Source organism: Methylobacterium bullatum (genome assembly GCF_014845095.1).
Classification (GTDB): Bacteria; Pseudomonadota; Alphaproteobacteria; order Rhizobiales; family Beijerinckiaceae; genus Methylobacterium; species Methylobacterium bullatum.
Window position 1 is genome coordinate 1 of sequence record NZ_NKUG01000064.1, and the last position, 17,245, is coordinate 17,245.

General features: G+C 68.2%; 18 protein-coding genes. 5 read left to right on the forward strand and 13 right to left on the reverse strand.

Annotated elements, in window-relative coordinates:
• Together MBTS_RS09410 and mobA are read left to right on the forward strand one after the other, a co-directional pair.
• Positions 1-761: Mrp/NBP35 family ATP-binding protein (locus MBTS_RS09410; protein ID WP_192215493.1), on the forward strand; the 761-nt coding region annotated here is incomplete at its 5' end.
• Positions 762-767: 6 nt separating this feature from the next.
• Positions 768-1,382, forward strand: coding sequence for a molybdenum cofactor guanylyltransferase MobA (gene mobA, locus MBTS_RS09415; protein WP_147833239.1), 615 nt, complete (start codon positions 768-770; stop codon positions 1,380-1,382).
• A 3-nt stretch (positions 1,383-1,385) separates the two neighbouring features.
• Here mobA and MBTS_RS09420 read toward each other — a convergent pair whose 3' ends face one another.
• The 7 genes from MBTS_RS09420 to MBTS_RS09450 form a co-directional block, all read right to left on the reverse strand.
• Positions 1,386-2,474 carry a nucleotidyltransferase family protein gene (locus MBTS_RS09420; RefSeq protein WP_147833238.1) on the reverse strand — a complete coding sequence of 363 codons (1,089 nt, stop codon included), beginning with the start codon at positions 2,472-2,474 and terminating at the stop codon, positions 1,386-1,388.
• A gap of 125 nt (positions 2,475-2,599) precedes the next feature.
• Positions 2,600-3,058 carry a peptidylprolyl isomerase gene (locus MBTS_RS09425; RefSeq protein ID WP_018043013.1) on the reverse strand — a complete coding sequence of 153 codons (459 nt, stop codon included), beginning with the start codon at positions 3,056-3,058 and terminating at the stop codon, positions 2,600-2,602.
• A 4-nt stretch (positions 3,059-3,062) separates the two neighbouring features.
• Positions 3,063-3,563: a hypothetical protein gene (locus tag MBTS_RS09430; RefSeq protein ID WP_147833237.1), complete on the reverse strand. Its 501-nt coding sequence runs from the start codon at positions 3,561-3,563 to the stop codon at positions 3,063-3,065.
• Positions 3,560-4,126 carry a peptidylprolyl isomerase gene (locus MBTS_RS09435; protein ID WP_018043011.1) on the reverse strand — a complete coding sequence of 189 codons (567 nt, stop codon included), beginning with the start codon at positions 4,124-4,126 and terminating at the stop codon, positions 3,560-3,562. The genes MBTS_RS09430 and MBTS_RS09435 overlap by 4 nt, the downstream gene beginning before the upstream one ends.
• A 44-nt stretch (positions 4,127-4,170) precedes the next feature.
• Positions 4,171-4,671, reverse strand: a complete 501-nt coding sequence (coaD, locus tag MBTS_RS09440; RefSeq protein ID WP_056144642.1) for a pantetheine-phosphate adenylyltransferase — start codon at positions 4,669-4,671, stop codon at positions 4,171-4,173.
• A gap of 444 nt (positions 4,672-5,115) precedes the next feature.
• Entirely contained in the window at positions 5,116-7,872 is a 2,757-nt protein-coding gene (gene gyrA / locus MBTS_RS09445) for a DNA gyrase subunit A (RefSeq protein ID WP_018043009.1), read from the reverse strand.
• A gap of 358 nt (positions 7,873-8,230) precedes the next feature.
• Positions 8,231-8,605 (reverse strand): YciI family protein, encoded by a 375-nt coding sequence (locus tag MBTS_RS09450; RefSeq protein ID WP_192215494.1) that lies wholly within the window; start codon positions 8,603-8,605, stop codon positions 8,231-8,233.
• 127 nt (positions 8,606-8,732) lie between these two features.
• Here MBTS_RS09450 and MBTS_RS09455 point away from each other — a divergent pair, with 127 nt between their 5' ends.
• Positions 8,733-9,425 carry an HAD family hydrolase gene (locus tag MBTS_RS09455; protein WP_192215495.1) on the forward strand — a complete coding sequence of 231 codons (693 nt, stop codon included), beginning with the start codon at positions 8,733-8,735 and terminating at the stop codon, positions 9,423-9,425.
• Between the two features lie 251 nt (positions 9,426-9,676).
• On the opposite strand, the gene ssb is transcribed toward MBTS_RS09455, so the two are convergent.
• Positions 9,677-10,246, reverse strand: coding sequence for a single-stranded DNA-binding protein (gene ssb, locus MBTS_RS09460; protein ID WP_192215496.1), 570 nt, complete (start codon positions 10,244-10,246; stop codon positions 9,677-9,679).
• A 181-nt stretch (positions 10,247-10,427) separates the two neighbouring features.
• Positions 10,428-11,444, reverse strand: coding sequence for an NADP-dependent oxidoreductase (locus tag MBTS_RS09465; RefSeq protein ID WP_192215497.1), 1,017 nt, complete (start codon positions 11,442-11,444; stop codon positions 10,428-10,430).
• A 176-nt stretch (positions 11,445-11,620) separates the two neighbouring features.
• Here MBTS_RS09465 and MBTS_RS09470 point away from each other — a divergent pair, with 176 nt between their 5' ends.
• On the forward strand, positions 11,621-12,025 hold the full coding sequence (locus MBTS_RS09470; protein WP_056144630.1) for a DUF4174 domain-containing protein: 405 nt from the start codon (positions 11,621-11,623) through the stop codon (positions 12,023-12,025).
• A gap of 73 nt (positions 12,026-12,098) precedes the next feature.
• Here MBTS_RS09470 and MBTS_RS09475 read toward each other — a convergent pair whose 3' ends face one another.
• Positions 12,099-12,566: a hypothetical protein gene (locus MBTS_RS09475; protein WP_056144627.1), complete on the reverse strand. Its 468-nt coding sequence runs from the start codon at positions 12,564-12,566 to the stop codon at positions 12,099-12,101.
• A 224-nt stretch (positions 12,567-12,790) separates the two neighbouring features.
• Between MBTS_RS09475 and MBTS_RS09480 the strand changes: the two genes are divergently transcribed.
• Positions 12,791-13,552, forward strand: a complete 762-nt coding sequence (locus MBTS_RS09480) for a phosphodiester glycosidase family protein (protein ID WP_147830211.1) — start codon at positions 12,791-12,793, stop codon at positions 13,550-13,552.
• A 10-nt stretch (positions 13,553-13,562) separates the two neighbouring features.
• Here MBTS_RS09480 and MBTS_RS09485 read toward each other — a convergent pair whose 3' ends face one another.
• From MBTS_RS09485 to MBTS_RS09495, 3 genes are all read right to left on the reverse strand, one after another.
• Positions 13,563-13,919, reverse strand: coding sequence for a hypothetical protein (locus MBTS_RS09485; RefSeq protein ID WP_056144625.1), 357 nt, complete (start codon positions 13,917-13,919; stop codon positions 13,563-13,565).
• Positions 13,920-13,939: 20 nt separating this feature from the next.
• The gene (locus MBTS_RS09490; RefSeq protein WP_192215498.1) at positions 13,940-15,058 is read right to left on the reverse strand and encodes an NADH:flavin oxidoreductase/NADH oxidase; all 1,119 of its coding nucleotides are present in this window, start codon (positions 15,056-15,058) and stop codon (positions 13,940-13,942) included.
• A 164-nt stretch (positions 15,059-15,222) separates the two neighbouring features.
• Positions 15,223-17,166 carry a propionyl-CoA synthetase gene (locus MBTS_RS09495; RefSeq protein ID WP_192215499.1) on the reverse strand — a complete coding sequence of 648 codons (1,944 nt, stop codon included), beginning with the start codon at positions 17,164-17,166 and terminating at the stop codon, positions 15,223-15,225.
• Between the last annotated feature and the right edge of the window lie 79 nt (positions 17,167-17,245).

The following is a 17,245-nucleotide window of genomic DNA, read 5'->3' on the forward strand; positions in this document are numbered from 1 at the left end:
GCAAGGGCGGCGTCGGCAAGTCCACCACCGCCTGCAACCTCGCCCTCGCCCTCTCGGCGCAGGGGCTGAAGGTCGGGCTGCTCGATGCCGACATCTACGGCCCCTCGGTGCCCAAGCTGTTCGGCCTCTCCGGCAAGCCGAAGGTGATCGAGGAGCGCCTGCTCGCGCCGATGGACGGCTACGGCATCAAGGTGATGTCCATCGGCTTCCTGATCGAGCCCGAGACGGCGATGATCTGGCGCGGCCCGATGGTGCAATCGGCCATCACCCAGATGCTGCGCGAGGTCGCCTGGGGCGAGCTCGACATCCTCGTGGTCGACATGCCGCCCGGCACCGGCGACGCCCAGCTCACCATGGCCCAGGCGACGCCGCTTTCCGGGGCCGTCATCGTCTCGACGCCGCAGGACCTGGCGCTGATCGACGCGCGGCGCGGGGTGACGATGTTCCGCAAGGTCTCGGTGCCGATCCTCGGCGTCATCGAGAACATGGCGACCTTCATCTGCCCGAATTGCGGCCATGCCTCGCACATCTTCGGCCATGGCGGCGCGCGTGAGGAAGCGGCGCGGCTCGACGTGCCGTTCCTCGGCGAGATCCCCCTGAACATGACCATTCGCGAGACCTCCGATTCCGGTCGTCCCGTGGTGGCGGTGGACCCGGACGGGCCGCACGCGAAGGTTTATCGCGGCATCGCCGCCCAGCTCTGGGCCAACCTCACCGGCGGGCCGGCCCCCCGCGCCGCGCCGCGCATCGTCATCGAGTAGCCCGGCGTGGCGCCCGTGCTCGGGGTGGTTCTGGCCGGCGGCCTGTCCCGCCGGATGGGCGGCGGCGACAAGCCGCTGAGACTCCTGGCGGGGCGCACCCTCCTCGACCGGGTGGTGGAGCGGTTCACGCCGCAATGCGGTCTCGGCATCGTCCTCAACGCCAATGGCGACCCGGCCCGGTTCGCAGAATTCCCCGGTCCGGTCTTGCCGGACGGGGTGCCCGACAATCCGGGGCCGCTCGCCGGAATCCTCGCCGCCCTCGACTACGCCGCCGCGCGCCACTCCTCCGCAACGCATGTGGCCAGCGTCACGGGCGACGCGCCGTTCCTGCCCCTCGACCTGGTGGACCGTCTCCGGACTGGCCTGTCCGGCGCGCCCATCGCCATGGCCTCCTCGGCCGGGCGAGAGCACTTCACCGTGGCGCTCTGGTCCGTGTCCCTGCGCGACGATCTCCGCGCCTCCCTCGTCGAGCGCGGCGAGCGCCGCGTCGGCGCATTCCTCCGCCGCCACGGTGCCGTGGCGGTGGACTGGCCGGCGGACCCGGTCGACCCGTTCCTCAACGTCAACACGCCGGAGGATCTGGCGCTGGCGGAGGCGCTGCTTCGTCAGGCCGATCGGTGATCGCTACGCAGGAGATGCGGGAAACCCGACCTGCGTCGGCTCGTAGCCCAGCATTTCGCCATGCGTGCAGACGGCTTGCGTGATGGCGATGCGCCCGGTCTCGTCTAGGCGTGCGACGCCTGTTTCCAGGTGACGGCGCCAGGAGGGACCTCGGCTCCACGCCTCGACCCAGGAGGCTGCCAGGGCAACGGGCTGGTTCCTGGCCAGGGCCGCGATCAGGAAGCTCGCCTGAGTCAGGTCCTTCGCCTGTTTCTCTCGCTCGGTCCGCTCGTTCGCCACGATGAGTTTGTGGACGGCGTAGCGCTCTGGAGCAGGCACCGTGACCGAGATTCCGCCGGCATGGAGCAGCGTCGAGCGGACCGGGTCCCTGATGAGGAAATCGAGATAGCGAAGCGGCTGGGCGCTGACACCGCCGAGGGCCGGCATCGGGATGAGCGCCCCGGTCAGATCGTCCGAGCCGCGGTTCGAGACGAGAAACTCGACCCGAAACCCGTTGGCGTTCGCGAAAGCGCTCGTGCGGTCCGGCCGCGACAGGTTCGGCACCGGACGGAAGCTCGCATCCACGGCCTGAAGTTCCTCGTGAACGGGAGGCATGCTCTCTCCGATCGCGACCGAGATGCCGTAATCCTGTGCGAGATCGATGTCGCCGGTCCTGAGCGCTCTCATCGGGCGCTCTCCGACGAGGCCCGGATAGGTCTGGAACGCCACCGTGCCGACCAGAACTCCGCGCAGCCGAAAGAAGCCTGCCTGCGCCAGACGTTCGACGACCCGGCCCGTCAGGGCGTCCGCTGTCGGAAACCCGGCGCTCCGCAACATCCGAACCGCGTCGATACGGGTGCGGTAATCGACTCGTTGGCGGTCATGGGCCTCGACTCGCCGCGTGGTCTCGGAATCCGCCACCGTGCCGACATAGCGGTTGGACTTCGTGCCGGTGGCGGCATCGTAGCCCTGGTAGTACCAGTATTCGCGCGCCTTGATGGTGCGCTTGATGAACTTGCCGTTCTCCGGAAAGTCGCGGTCGAACTCCGCATCGGCGCAGCGCTGATTGAGATCGGCGAAGACCGTCTGCGCGGCGGCATCGATGGACGGCATGGCTCGTACCTGCGTTACAGGAAAATCGCCGTTTTCCTGTAACGCGCGGGGCTGAGCCCCACAAACGAGAAAGGGCGTCCGCGCGGGTCACGCGCGGACGCCCTTTTCATGGACAGGCTGTCGGATCAGGCGGTGCCGACCGTGGCCTTGACGATCTTGTCCGGCGAGCGGGGCGGCTCGCCCTTGTTGAGGCTGTCCACCACGTCCATGCCTTCGGTCACCTTGCCCCAGACGGTGTATTGCTTGTCGAGGAAGCGGGCGTCGCCGAAGCAGAGGAAGAACTGCGAATTGGCCGAATGCGGGAAGTTGGTGCGGGCCATCGAGCAGGTGCCGCGCACATGCGGCTCGTCGTTGAACTCGGCCTTCAGGTCCGGCAGGTCGGAACCGCCCGAGCCGGTGCCCGTCGGGTCGCCGGTCTGGGCCATGAACCCGTCGATGACGCGGTGGAACGGCACGCCGTCGTAGAATCCCTGTCCCGCCAGCGTCTTGAGGCGCTCGACATGGTTGGGGGCGAGATCGGGGCGCAGCCCGATGACGACGCGGCCCTTGGTGGTTTCGAGGATGAGGGTTTCGGTATCGGCCATGGGGTCAGACTCCTTGTCCCTGGGGACCTTGGTAGATGAACCGCAGGGCGATCGGGCGCCCCGCGATGGCGGCGCCGAGCGCCGGCGTGATCGCGACCGGCGTGCAGCGCCGGATCGCGTCGAGGGTCGAGCGGGTCAGGATGTCCCTGCCGCGCTGATCGGCATTCTGCATCGAGAAGGTGATGCGAGGCTCGCCGATGACGGACCCGTCGCGGCGGAGCGCGAAACGGGCGGTGATCTCGGTACGCGGGAAGCCGGCGAGGCCCTGCGGCACCTCCCAGCAGGCGGCGAGTCGGGGGTAGAGCTCTTGGAGCGTGTTGGCCGGACTCGCGGCGATACCGCCCTCCGGGGCCTGCACCGTGGAGCGCAGGGACGCGGGCGGCGTCAGCGGCAGTCCGGCTCCCGCCAGGGCGGCCGATGCAAAACCCGCCGCGAGCGGGATGGCGACCGCCGACGCGGCGACGGCGAGGCGCGTCGGGCGCCTCACTGTCGCGCCTCCGGTCATTTCGCGCCTTGGGCCATCTGCATCTTCACGATCTTGTCCGGGTTCTGGACCGCGCCGCCCGGAGCGCCCGCCGCCGCCTTCTTGATCTTGTCGACGACCTCCATCCCGGAGGAGACCAGTCCGATCACGGTATACTGGCCGTTCAGGAACGGCGCGTCGCCGAGGCAGATGAAGAACTGCGAGTTCGCCGAGTTCGGATCCGACGAGCGGGCCATGCCGAGCGTGCCGCGCCGGAACGGCGATTGGGAGAATTCGGCCGGGATGTTCGGCAGGGAGGAACCGCCGGTGCCGTTGCCCTTCGGGTCGCCGGTCTGGGCCATGAACCCGTCCATGACGCGATGGAACTTCAGCCCGTCATAGAAGCCCTTCTTGATGAGGGTCTTCAGCTGGGCCACGTGCTGCGGCGCGAGATCGGGGCGCAGCTCGATGGTGACGCGGCCGTCCTTGGTGTCGAGATAGACCGTGTTGTCGTCCGCCGCCCGTGCCACGGGCGCGAACCCGATCATGGCGGCAAGCGCCAGGGACAGGAAGGCGGTCCGCCGATGGAGGGTCCGATGAGTCATGAGGGGGCGGTCTCCGGTCCGTTGAAGGAGGTGGATGGAAGGGATCAGGCTTGCGCGAAGCGCGCGGCGAGCCGTTCCGCCACGAGGGGAGGAACGAAGGGCGAGACATCGCCGCCCATGGCCGCGATCTGGCGCACCAGGGTGGCGGTGATCGGCCGAACGCCGGTGGAGGCGGGCAGGAACACGGTCTGCACCTCCGGCGCCATGGCGCCGTTCATGCCGGCGAGCTGCATCTCGTAGTCGAGATCCGTGCCGTCGCGCAGGCCGCGGATGAAGATGCTCGCGCCCGAGCGCCGTGCGGCCGACACCGCCAGATCGCCGAACGTGACGATGTCGAGGCTGGCGCCTTCGGCCTCCGCCAGGGGCGCGCAGGTCGCTTGCAGCAGATCCGCCCGTTCCTCGGGCGAGAACATGGGGGCCTTGCCCGGATGCACGCCGATGGCGATCACCAGGTGCTGCACGAGCCGGCATGCCTGACGGATGACGTCGAGGTGTCCGTTCGTGACCGGATCGAAAGAGCCAGCGTAGAGCGCGGTGCGGATCATCACCGGTGGGCGTAGAGCATTTCGCCCCGAAACGGAACCGCCCGCGACCATCCCGGCGCGCTCGGGGGCTCCCGGCGATCGAGCGGCGCACGAAAAAAGGCGGATGCCCCGATGGAGCGCCCGCCCGAAGTTTCGGTCTTCGAAGTCTGGTCGACGACGTCCGGCTTATGGATTCGCCAAGCGAGGTGCCGGAACGGCAGAGCCTTTTCGCAACTCCACGCTGCGCCGAACGTCTCGTTCGGTCCGGCGCGGACGATGGAGCGATATCTCTCTGGGGCCGAACTTATCCGTGCACCGCGGCGCCGGATATGACTTGGCTGCAACACCGAAGATCAGTGACCGAAACGAGAATGCCGGCCAAGTCTTGCGACATGACCGGCATTCGGGTCGAAAGTTTTCAGACTGATTCCGAATGATTCCAGATCAGTTGGAATAAGGCCTCTTTCAGGGGGCGTCTCCCGTGGGATCGATTGCCGTCACCTCTCCGGCATCGTCCTCACCTTCGCCTTCACCCTCGATATGCTCGACCGAGACCACGCGCTCGGTCTTCTCGGTGTTGAACACCGTGACACCCTGCGAGGCGCGGCCGACGATGCGGATATCGTCCACCGGCACACGGATGAGTTGTCCGGCATTGGTCACCAGCATGATCTGGTCGGAGGGCTGGACCGGGAAAGACGCGACGAGGTTGCCGTTGCGCGGGTTGACCCGCATGGCGGTGATGCCTTTGCCGCCGCGACCCGAGATCCGATACTCGAAGGACGAGCTGCGCTTGCCGAAGCCGCGCTCGGAGAGGGTGAGCACGAATTGCTGGGCCGCGCCCATTTCGGCGTAGCGCTCCTGGGAGAGAAGCGGCGCATCGGTGGCGATGTCCTCGGAATCGGCATCGCCGCCCTCGGTGTCGCCGATCACGGCCCGCTGCATCTTCAGGAAGGCGCCACGCTCCTCGGGCGTCGCGTCGAAGCTGTTGAGGATCGTCATCGAGATGACGCGGTCGTCCTGCGCCAGGCTGATACCGCGCACGCCGGTGGAATCGCGCCCCTTGAAGACGCGGACATCCTCGACGGGGAAGCGGATGCACTGGCCGGCCTGCGTGGTGAGCAGGACGTTCTGATCGGCGCGGCAGATCTCCACGTGGACGATGTGGTCGCCTTCATCGAGCTTCATGGCGATCTTGCCGGCGCGGTTCACCTGCACGAAGTCGGAGAGCTTGTTGCGCCTCACGCCGCCGCTGGCGGTGGCGAACATGACGTCGAGCGTCTCCCAGGAGGCTTCGTCCTCGGGCAGCGGCATGATCGTGGTGATGCGCTCCGTGCCCGCATCCATGGCGAGGATGTTGACGAGCGCCTTGCCGCGCGCGTTGGGGGCCGCCATCGGCAGGCGCCAGACCTTCTCCTTGTAGACCTGGCCCTGGTTCGAGAAGAACAGGACCGGCGTATGGGTGCTGGCCACGAACAGGCGGGTGACGAAATCCTCGTCGCGGGTGGACATGCCGGAGCGGCCCTTGCCGCCCCGGCGCTGGGCCCGGTAGGTCGAGAGCGGCACGCGCTTGACGTAGCCGGCATGGGACACGGTGACGACCATGTCCTCTCGCTGGATCAGGTCCTCGTCCTCGACGTTGGAATCCCAGTCGAGGATCATGGTCTTGCGCGGCGTCGCGTAGGCCTCGCGGACTTCGCGCAGCTCGTCCTTGACGATGGTCATGATGCGCAGGCGCGAGCGCAGGATGTCGAGGTAGTCGGCGATCTCGTCGGCGAGCTTCTGGAGCTCGTCGCCGATCTCGTCGCGGCCCAGAGCCGTGAGGCGCTGCAGGCGCAGGTCGAGGATGGCGCGGGCCTGGATCTCCGACAGGCGGTAATTGCCGTTCTCGTCCACGCGGTGGCGCGGGTCGTCCACCAGGGCGATGAGCGGCGCGATGTCGAGGGCCGGCCAGAGGCGACCCATCAGCGCCTCGCGGGCGGTGTTCGGATCGGGCGAGGTGCGGATGAGGCGGATGACCTCGTCGATATTGGCCACCGCGATGGCGAGACCGCACAACACGTGGGCGCGCTCGCGGGCCTTGCCGAGGAGGAACTTGGTCCGCCGCGAGACGACTTCTTCGCGAAAATCCACGAAGGCCGTGAGCAGGTCCTTCAGGTTCATCAACTCGGGGCGGCCGCCGTTCAGCGCCACCATGTTGCAGCCGAAGGAGGATTGCAGCGGCGTGAAGCGGTAGAGCTGGTTCAGCACCACGTCGGCCATCGAATCGCGCTTGATCTCGATGACGATGCGCATGCCGTCGCGGTCGGATTCGTCGCGCAGGTCGGAGATGCCCTCGACCCGCTTCTCCTTCACCAACTCGGCGATCTTCTCCATGAGAGTCGCCTTGTTCACCTGATACGGGATCTCGGTGAAGATCAGCGCCTCGCGCTCCTTGCGCAGCTCCTCCACATGGGACTTCGCCCGCATGATGACCGAGCCGCGGCCCGTGGCGTAGGCCTGCCGCACGCCGGCGCGGCCGAGGATCGAGCCGCCGGTGGGGAAGTCCGGGCCGGGGACGTATTCGGTCAGCTGCTCGATGGTGAGGCCGGGATCGTCGATGAGGGCGATGCAGGCGTCGATGAGCTCGCCGAGATTGTGCGGCGGGATGTTGGTGGCCATGCCCACCGCGATGCCGCCCGCTCCGTTGACGAGGAGGTTCGGGAAGCGCGCCGGCAGAACCTTCGGCTCCTCGCGCGACTCGTCGTAGTTCGGCTGGAAGTCGACGGTGTTCTTGTCGATGTCGGCGAGCAGCGCGTTGGCGGGCTTGGCCAGACGCGACTCGGTGTAGCGCATGGCCGCCGGCGGATCGCCGTCCACGGAGCCGAAATTGCCCTGCCCGTCGATGAGCATGAGCCGCATCGAGAAGTCCTGGGCCATGCGGACCAAGGCGTCGTAGATCGATTGGTCGCCATGCGGATGGTAGAGACCGATCACGTCGCCGACGATGCGGGCCGACTTGACGTATTTCCGCTCGGGCAGGTGCCCGCTCTCATAGGCCGAGTAGAGGATGCGCCGGTGCACCGGCTTCAGGCCGTCCCGCGCGTCGGGCAGAGCCCGGCTCACGATCACGCTCATGGCGTAATCGAGATAGGAGCGGCGCATCTCGTCGGTGATGGAAACGGGCTTGATGTCCGAGGCGGGCGGCGTCGCGCCGGCGCCGGTATCGTCTTTCTCTGCCAAGGTCTTCGATCTCTGCCTGTGACGGTCCCGGCGGGCCGGGTCCGCGTGGAGCGACGGGCGCTAGGGAAAGTGGGGGGCGGGGCGTTCCGCGTGGCCTCGAAAAGGCCGGCCGCGTCACGTTCCGTCTCAAGCGTCCTTCATACGCCATCCAATCCCGCCGCGCCACCGCCGCACGTCGCGACGACAGCGACAAACCCCATGCGTCGCAAGCGTTTGCGACGCCGATTTCAGCCCCTGTGGAGCCGTCGCCCTCCATCCCCATCCCCGGACGGCCGGGGCGTCGGCGGAACCCTATCCGGGCGCTGGCTCGGAATGCCACAAGGCGACCCGAAAAGCCGGGATCGGCGCGTCGTGCCGCTCACCCCGCCATAGCCCCGGCGAAATCGGACATCTCGTAGAGCGGCCGGATCTCGATCTCGCTCGGGCCGGGCATCGGGTTGGGACAGCGCTTCACCCAGTCCAGCGCTTCCTCCATGTCCTTCACCTGCCAGAGCCAGAAGCCGGCGACCAGTTCCCCGGTCGCGGCGAAGGGACCGTCGCTGACGGTGCGGGTGGCGCCGTCGAAGGCGACCCGCTTGCCCTTGGCGGAGGGGTGCAGGCCCTCGCCGGCGAGCAGGATGCCGGCCTTGGCGAGTTCTCCGTTGAACGCGCCCATGGCGGTGAGCAGGTCGAGGGAGGGCATGATCCCCGCCTCGCTGTCTGTGGTCGCCTTGACCAGAACCATGACGCGCATCGATTCGGCTCCCCTGCTCGATCGAGCCCATGGAAGCACGAAGGCACGGTTCGTGTGAACTCACAGACCGCTGGGCCGGTTACCCGACGCCATCGATCCCGCCGCATCCATCGACAGGGGCAAAGTCATGCTCACTCGCCCGAAAGCCGTCGCTTTCGACATCATCGGCACCGTGTTCAGCATGGAGCCGATGCGGCCCGCCCTGGTGGCGATGGGCCTGCCGCCGCTCGCCCTGGACTTCCTCTACACCGCCGGCCTGCGGGATATGTTCGCCCTGGCGGCGACCGGCACCTTCGCGCCGTTCCAGTCCGTCCTGTCGGGGTGCCTGGACGAGGTGCTCGCCATGCACGGCCTCTCCGCCTCGCTGGAGGACAGGAATGCGGTGGTCGGCATGATGAAGGCTCTTCCGCCGCACGAGGACGCCAAGGCGGCATTCGAGGTTCTTGCCGATTCCGGCATCCGGGTCTTCGCCCTGAGCAACGGCGCGGCCGCCACCACGACGGGACTGCTCCGCGCGGCAGGCATGGAAGGGCTCGTGGAGCGGGTTCTCTCCGTCGAGGACGTGAAGCTGTCCAAGCCGCGCGCCGAGGTCTATTGCCACGCCACGCGGGCCGCCGTCCTCGCTCCGGGCGACATGGCGATGATCGCAACCCACCCCTGGGACCTCCACGGCGCCAGGATGGCCGGCCTCATGACCGGCTACGTCGCTCGGGGTGTGCCGTACTCACCAGCACTTGAGCCGCCGGACCTGACCGGGGAGACCCTGCTGGAGGTCGCATCGGCGATGGCGCGGCTCGCGCCGTCGCAACCCGACGCCTGATGCCTGTTGTCTATCGGGGAGCCCGTCCGTCCGCTCCGTGAGCGGCTGCTGGAGTCACCCATCTGCTCTACGTCTGTTCCTCGGTTCACGAGGGGGCGATATGAGGCTCAACGGCACTCCCTCTCCTTCCAGGAAAGGGGACCCGCGCTGTCCGCGAGATATGTGACTATCGTAGCCGTGAGCGGACTTGGTGGAGGCCGATACACAATGCGTCCTGTCTGTCGGATGCCGACGACGGGAACGGCAGATCCCTAGAACGGGATATCGTCGTCGAGGTCGTAATTGGGCTTCGACGAAGCCGCCGCCGGCCGACGCTCGCCGCCCGAGGAACGGCCGCCGCCGTATTCGCCGCCGCGATCGCCGCCCCGGTCTCCCCCGCGGTCTCCGCCACGGCCGCCGCCGTAATCGCCGCCGCGGCTGATCTGGCCGCCGCCCTCGTCGTCGGCGCCCATCTCTCCGCCGCCGCCGCTGCGACCGTCGAGGAGCGTGAGTTCACCGCGGAAGCGCTGAAGAACCACCTCGGTGGTGTATTTCTCCACGCCGGACTGGTCCGCCCATTTCCGGGTCTGGAGCTGGCCCTCGATATAGACCTTCGAGCCCTTGCGCAGGTACTGCTCGGCCACGCGGGCGAGGTTCTCGTTGTAGATCACCACCGCATGCCACTCGGTCTTTTCCTTGCGCTCGCCCGACGCCTTATCCTTCCAGGACTCGGACGTGGCGATGCGCAGGTTGACCACGGGATCGCCGGAGGCGAGGCGCCGGGTCTCGGGGTCGCGCCCGAGATTGCCCACCAAAATCACCTTGTTGACGCTGCCGGCCATGCCGCTCTCCTCTCGATCGATCTCACTGACGGAAAGGGCCTCACACGCCGTCCGTCCCGTTGGCCCTTCATGAACTTCGGACAGGCGGCCCGCAATCGGGAGGGCGAATTTGTCCCCACCGATCACAGGTCGATGTTCTATCTTTGTTCGTTTTGACGCGCAAGGATCGCGCGCCTGGCCGTCACGCGATCCGCACCAGCATCTTACCGAAATTCCGGCCCTTCAGCAGCCCGATGAAGGCCTCCGGCGCCGCCTCCAACCCGTCGACGATGTCTTCCCGATGCTTGATCCGCCCGTCCCGCAGCCATGTTCCGACCTCGCTCAGGAACTCCTCTTCCTGGTCGGCGAAATCCCACACGATGAAGCCGCGCAGAGTCAGGCGCTTGGTCAGGATGGCGCGCATGACGACGGGGCTGCGGTCCGGTCCCGGCGGCAGTTCGGTAAGATTGTAGCCCGAGACGAGGCCGCAGACGGGGATGCGGGCGAAGTCGTTGAGGAGCGGCAGCACGGCGTCGAACACCGCACCGCCGACATTCTCGAAATACACGTCGATCCCGCCGGGACAGGCGGCAGCGAGCGCGCCGGGCAGGTCGTCGGTGCGGTGATCGACGGCCGCGTCGAAACCGAGCACGTCGGTGAGGTAGGCGCATTTCTCAGGGCCGCCCGCGATGCCGACGGCGCGCGCGCCCTTCAGCTTGGCGATCTGGCCGACGAGGGAGCCCACCGGCCCGGCGGCGGCGGCGACCACCACGGTCTCCCCCGCCTTCGGCTGGCCGATGGTGAGGAGGCCGGTATAGGCGGTCATGCCCGGCATGCCGAGGACACCCAAAGCCGTGCTGACCGGCGCGGCCTCGGGATCGAGCTTGCGCAGGCCACGGCCATTTGAGACGGCGAAGTCCTGCCAGCCCCCGAAGCCGGTGACCACGTCGCCCTCATGGAAATCCGGATGCCGCGAGGCCGCGACCTCCGACACGGTGGCCCCGACCATGGGCGCGCCGATGGCGACGGGCTCGGCATAGGATTTCGCCGCGCTCATCCGCCCGCGCATGTAGGGATCGAGAGAGAGGATGCGGTTGCGCAGCAGCACTTCCCCCTCCCCCGGCGTCGGGGTGCGGTTCTCCTCGAGCCGGAAATGCGCGGCCGTCGGCTCTCCGTGCGGGCGGGAGGCGAGGACGATGCTGCGGTTCATAGCGACCATGATCTGACGCTCCGGTTGGGGTGAAGGATCTTCTGGACGGGCGTTCCAGTCTCAGGGGACTTCTCGACAAGGCCGATCGGGCGCCGGTGTTCCAGCACAACGAGGCCGAGGCACCGCCTGCGCCGAGCGGCGTTGATGCGCAAGTATTCCTGCTCCGTCCCGATAGGACCGTCTCGATGACCCGCATGCTCCCCCTCGCCGCCATCGCCGCGATGTCCGGCTTCGCAGCGCCGGCTTCGGCCGACGACCCCCTCGCCGCCCATCGCTGGAAGTCGCGGGTGCTCGTCATCGTGGCCCCGGAAGGCGGAGATCCGCGCATCGAGGCGCAAAGGCGCGAGGCGCGGGCGAGACGGGCGGATTACGCCGAGCGCGACCTCGTTCTGGTGGAAGCGATCGGGACCGGTGCCGAGGCGGACCGCATCCGTCATCGGTTCGGAATCGGCGCGGGGGATTTCCGCGTCGTGCTGGTGGGCAAGGACGGCGAGGCGAAGCTCACCGAAGCCGCACCAATTCCGGCGGCCCGCCTGTTCTCGACGATCGATGCCATGCCGATGCGCAGGGATGAGAAGGTCCGGCGATGAACGCGGCGGCCGTAACGAAAAAGGGGCCGCCGAAGCGACCCCTTCCCAGATAAATCCTCCCGAGCGGAACCGCTCAGTAGCAGCGCTCGATCAGGACGCGGCGGGGTCCGTAGGGGGTCCAGCGGGTGCGCGGGACGGTGTAGCAACCGCCACCGTAGCCGCCATAGGCCGCAGGAGCGTAGCCGTAGCCATAGGCCGGGTATCCGCCATAGCCGCCGTAGCCGCCATAGAGCCCACCGGCGGCGAGGCCGAGGCCGACACCGAGGCCGAGACCGCCGAGGCCGTAACCGTAGCCACGACCGTAACCGCCGCGCCAGCCGTAGCCGCGATGTCCACCCCAGCCGCCGCCATAGCCGCGGAAGCCCGCGCCACGGAAACCGCCTCCATAGCCGCGGAAACCGCCGCCGTGTCCACCCCAGCCACCATGGCCGCCATGCCAACCACCGTGGCCACCACCCCAGCCGCCGCGGGCTTCCGCCGTCGCCGGGATCATCGCCAGAGCGCCGACCATCGCGGTCGCTGCCAGAACAATGCGTTTCATCGTCTTGTCTCCAAAGACAGGTTCTTGTCCCCAGTGGTTATAGAACACCCATGGTCCATGAACGGTTCATGGCACATTTTGTCCTGCACGCATCCGGCCGATCACAGGTCGGTGAGAGCGGCGGTCGGCACGCCTTGAAAACGCCTTCCGTTTCGGGCGAGGACACCGCGCGCCACCTCGTCCGCACGAGAGGGCGGAAGATAGCTCCGCCTCGGGATTCAACGATGATGTCACTGCGACGCGCATTTGCCGGAGCCATGCTGTTCGCGTTCGCTGCGGGTCTCGCTCCCCAGCCCGCGCGGGCCGCGCCCGCCGTCGCGTCGCCGTGCAAGGCGGTTCAGTCCGAGGGCGAGACCTTCACGGTCTGCACGGTGGATCTGCGCCGCGAGCGGGTGCGGGTGTTCTGGCTCGGCGCCGACGGTCTGCCTTATTCGTCGCTGTCGACGCTGGGGGAAAAGATCGGGCCCAAGCTCAGCTTCGCCATGAATGGCGGCATGTACGACAAGGGCCAGGCGCCGGTGGGCCTCTATGTGGAGGAGGGCCGCGAGATGAAGGGCGTCTCCACCGCCAACGGGCCGGGCAATTTCCACCTCAAGCCCAATGGCATCTTCTATGTGAAAGGCGAGCGCGCCGGCGTCGCCGACACGGCCCGCTACCTGCGCCAGAAGATCAAGCCGGATTTCGCCACCCAATCGGGGCCGATGCTGGTGATCGACGGCAAGATCCACCCGAAGATCTCCACCGACGGGCCGAGCCAGAAGATCCGCAACGGCGTCGGCGTCCGCGACGACGGCCGCACCGCCATCTTCGCCATTTCCGAGCGCCCCGTGACCTTCGGTTCCTTCGCCCGCCTGTTCAAGGACACGCTCGGCTGCGCCAACGCCCTGTTCCTCGACGGCAGCGTCTCCAGCCTCTACGCGCCGGGCATCAACCGGTCGGACATCAGCCGGCCGTTGGGGCCGCTGGTGGGGGCGGTGGCGAAGTAGGGCGGGCGGATCAGGCCAGCCGTGCCCGCTTGCCGAAGGCGACCCTGAGCCGCGCCTTGGCGAGTTCGGCGATCTCGGTCATCGATTCGATCCGCACCATCGGCATCTCCGCCCCGATGAGGCTCGTCGGCTCGAAGCTGAAGAGCAGGTGGCGCACGCCGATCTCCAAAGCCGTCACCCCGTCGGATTGGGTGAGATCCTCGCCGAAGATCTCGATGAGCGGCCCGTCCGGGTCGCCCTTCTCGATCTGGACGATGAAATAGCCGGCGGGTTCCTCCTCGTCGTCCGCGCCGGAGATCAGGCTGATGCCGTTCTCCTCGTCGTAGCGGACGCGCTGCACCGTGATCGTCGTGATGTCGTCGTCCATTGTCTTTGCCTGAAATCGGGTCAGCGTTGCCCGAACTGGGTGTCGCGGAACAGGGTCTTGAACTGGCGCGGCTGGCAGCGCCAGTACTGCTTGGGCGCGCTGACCTGCGCGCCGAGTTCGGCCGCCGCATGCCACGGCCAGCGCGGATCGTACAGCATGGCGCGGGCGAGCGAGACCGCGTCGGCCTTGCCCTCGGCCAGGATCGATTCCGCATGGGCCGCCTCGGTGATGAGGCCGACCGCGATGGTGGTGAGCCCGGTCTCGGCCTTCACCCGCTCGGCGAAGGGAACCTGATAGCCGGGCGAGAGCGGGATCTCCTGGCGGGTGGAGAGGCCCCCGGTGGAGACGTGGATCGCCGCCGAACCGCGCCGCTTGAGCGCATGGGCCAGTTCCACGGTCTCGTCGAGCGTCCAGCCGCCCTCGACCCAATCGGTGGCCGAGACCCGCATCCAGACCGGCTTGCCCGCCGGCACGACTTCGCGCACCGCCTCGAAACATTCCAGCGGAAAGCGCATCCGGTTCGCGAGGCTGCCGCCGTAATCGTCCGTGCGCTGGTTGGAGAGCGGCGACAGGAACTGGTGCAGCAGGTAGCCGTGGGCGCCGTGGAGTTCGAACCCGTCGATCCCGATGCGCAACGCGCGCTTGGCCGTCTCCACGAACTCGTCACGGATGCGCTTCAACCCCTCCGAATCGAGGGCATGGGGCGGCACCTCGCCCTCGCCATGGGCGATGGCTGACGGCGCCTCGGTGCGCCAGCCGTCGGGCGCCTCGGGATCGATCTGCGAGCCTCCGTCCCAGGGCGCCCGGCTCGACGCCTTGCGGCCGGCATGGTTGATCTGGATCGCGATGGGGATCGGCGCACGGAGCCGCACCGCATCGAGCACCCGGCCCAGCGCCAGCTCGGTCTCGTCCGAGTAGAGGCCGAGATCGGTGGGCGAGATCCGCGCCTCCGGCGAGATCGCGGTGGCCTCCAGTGTCAGCAGGCCGGCGCCCGACATGGCGAGCTGCCCCAGATGCATCAGGTGCCAATCGCCGGCTTGGCCCGCATGGGCCGAATACTGGCACATGGGGGCGACGATGATGCGGTTGGGCAGCGTCAGGCCTTCGAGGGACAGAGGCTCGAACAGGCGTGCGGTCATGTGCGGGTTCCGGTCTTCGGCTGACAGCCTAGATGGAGCACCTGAGTCGCCCGCGCCAGGGATGGACGGCTCCGTATCCGCGTTTCCATGGCGCTACGCATCTCTTTATAGCTGGCCCCCGGTTCGGGTTCCGCTGGAGCTGCACCGGTCGAGGGAGGGAACGCTCACCCCCCGATCCCCCTCCCCTTCAAGCTCTCGCCGATCTCGTCCAGCACGGCGGCGTCGTCGATGGTTGGCGGGGTGGTCCAGGCTTCGCCGTCGGCGATCTTCTTCATGGTGCCGCGCAGGATCTTGCCCGAGCGGGTTTTGGGCAGCCGTGCCACGGTGAGCGCGAGCTTGAACGCCGCCACGGGGCCGATGCGCTCGCGGATGGAGGCGACGAGTTCGCGCTCGATCTCGGCGGTGTCGCGGGAGACGCCGGATTTCAACACCACGAAGCCGCAGGGCTGTTCGCCCTTCAGCGCGTCGCGGATGCCGATGACGGCGCATTCGGCGACATCGGGATGGGCGGCCAGAACCGCCTCCATGCCCCCGGTGGAGAGCCGATGCCCGGCGACGTTGATGATGTCGTCGGTGCGCCCCAGCACCGTGACGTAGCCGTCCGCGTCGACGATCCCGGCATCCGAGGTGTCGTACCAGCCCGGATAGGTGGTGAGGTAGCTCTGGCGGAAACGCTCGTCCGAACCCCACAGGGTCGGCAGGCAGCCGGGCGGCAGCGGGAGCCGCAGGGCGATGGTACCCATCGTGTCGGGCGGCAGCGGCTTGCCGGCCTCGTCGAGCACCGCGAGGTCGTAGCCCGGCATCGGCACGCAGGCGCTGCCATGCTTCACCGGCAGCATGCCGACACCCACTGGATTGCCGGCGATGGCCCAGCCGGTCTCCGTCTGCCACCAATGGTCGATCACCGGCCGGTCCAGCGCCCGCTCGGCCCAGGCCACGGAATCCGGGTCGGCCCGCTCGCCGGCGAGGAAGAGGGAGCGGAAGCCGGAGAGGTCGTAGGAGGCGACGAGTTCGGCGCGCGGGTCGTCCTTCTTGATCGCGCGCAGGGCCGTCGGCGCCGTGAACAGGCAGGCGACGCCGTATTCCACGGCCACCCGCCAGAGCGCCCCGGCATCGGGCGTCCCCACCGGCTTGCCCTCGTAGAGAACGGTGGTGCAGCCGTGCAGAAGCGGGGCGTAGACGATGTAGGAATGGCCCACCACCCAGCCGATGTCGGAGGCGCAGAAATACACCTCGCCCGGTTTCACGTCGTAGAGGTTGGGCATCGACCACGACAGCGCGACGCAGTAGCCGCCGGTATCGCGCACCACGCCCTTCGGCTTGCCCGTCGTGCCCGAGGTATAGAGGATGTAGAGCGGGTCGGTGGCCGCGACTGGGACGCAATCGGCGCTGATCCCGGCGGCCTTCGCCCGGGCCACGGTCTCGGCCCAGTCGCGGTCCCTCCCCTCCACCAGGCCCGCCTCGGCCTGCGGGCGCTGGAGGATGAGGCAGGCCTCGGGCTTGTGCGGCGAGGCCGCGATGGCCGCGTCCAGCAGCGGCTTGTACGGCACGATCCGGCTCGGCTCGATGCCGCAGGAGGCGGCGAGCACCACCTTCGGGGCGGCGTCCGTGATGCGGATGGCGAGTTCGTTGGCGGCGAAACCGCCGAACACCACGGAATGGACCGCGCCGAGGCGCGCGCAGGCGAGCATCCCGAACAGGGCTTCGGGGATCATCGGCATGTAGATGACGACCCGGTCGCCCTTCTCCACGCCGAGCAGCGAGAGGATGCCGGCGAGCGTCGCCACTTCGTCGCGCAAGGCCGCGTAGCTGATCGTCCGCTTCGTCCCGGTGACGGGTGAATCGTACAGGATCGCCGCCTGCTCGCCCCGCCCCATCGCCACGTGGCGGTCGACGGCGTTGTGGCAGGCGTTCAGCGTCGCGTCGGGGAACCAGCGCCCATAAGCGCCCGCCTCCGGGTCGAAGGCGCGGGAGGGGGCGGTCTCCCAGTCGAGGGCAGCGGCGGCGTTCAGCCAGAACCCTTCGGGATCGGCGAGGGACGCCGCGTGGATGGGGCGGTAGGCGTCCGTCCCTTCGGTCGAATCGGGAGGTGTCGCAGCGGCCTGCATGGCGGTTCGTCCCCGGGCGGCCGGTCTGAGGATGCCGGCATCTGCGGGGGAATGTAGCCCAACCTGCCCATGACGATAC

Coding starts and splice junctions, on each gene's coding strand:
- MBTS_RS09420 (WP_147833238.1), bottom strand. CDS start 2,474: ATGCCGTCCATCGATGCCGCCGCGCAGACGGTCTTCGCCGATCTCAAT.
- MBTS_RS09425 (WP_018043013.1), bottom strand. CDS start 3,058: ATGGCCGATACCGAAACCCTCATCCTCGAAACCACCAAGGGCCGCGTC.
- MBTS_RS09430 (WP_147833237.1), bottom strand. CDS start 3,563: ATGACCGGAGGCGCGACAGTGAGGCGCCCGACGCGCCTCGCCGTCGCC.
- MBTS_RS09435 (WP_018043011.1), bottom strand. CDS start 4,126: ATGACTCATCGGACCCTCCATCGGCGGACCGCCTTCCTGTCCCTGGCG.
- coaD (WP_056144642.1), bottom strand. CDS start 4,671: ATGATCCGCACCGCGCTCTACGCTGGCTCTTTCGATCCGGTCACGAAC.
- MBTS_RS09450 (WP_192215494.1), bottom strand. CDS start 8,605: ATGCGCGTCATGGTTCTGGTCAAGGCGACCACAGACAGCGAGGCGGGG.
- MBTS_RS09455 (WP_192215495.1), top strand. CDS start 8,733: ATGCTCACTCGCCCGAAAGCCGTCGCTTTCGACATCATCGGCACCGTG.
- ssb (WP_192215496.1), bottom strand. CDS start 10,246: ATGGCCGGCAGCGTCAACAAGGTGATTTTGGTGGGCAATCTCGGGCGC.
- MBTS_RS09465 (WP_192215497.1), bottom strand. CDS start 11,444: ATGGTCGCTATGAACCGCAGCATCGTCCTCGCCTCCCGCCCGCACGGA.
- MBTS_RS09470 (WP_056144630.1), top strand. CDS start 11,621: ATGACCCGCATGCTCCCCCTCGCCGCCATCGCCGCGATGTCCGGCTTC.
- MBTS_RS09475 (WP_056144627.1), bottom strand. CDS start 12,566: ATGAAACGCATTGTTCTGGCAGCGACCGCGATGGTCGGCGCTCTGGCG.
- MBTS_RS09480 (WP_147830211.1), top strand. CDS start 12,791: ATGATGTCACTGCGACGCGCATTTGCCGGAGCCATGCTGTTCGCGTTC.
- MBTS_RS09485 (WP_056144625.1), bottom strand. CDS start 13,919: ATGGACGACGACATCACGACGATCACGGTGCAGCGCGTCCGCTACGAC.
- MBTS_RS09490 (WP_192215498.1), bottom strand. CDS start 15,058: ATGACCGCACGCCTGTTCGAGCCTCTGTCCCTCGAAGGCCTGACGCTG.
- MBTS_RS09495 (WP_192215499.1), bottom strand. CDS start 17,166: ATGCAGGCCGCTGCGACACCTCCCGATTCGACCGAAGGGACGGACGCC.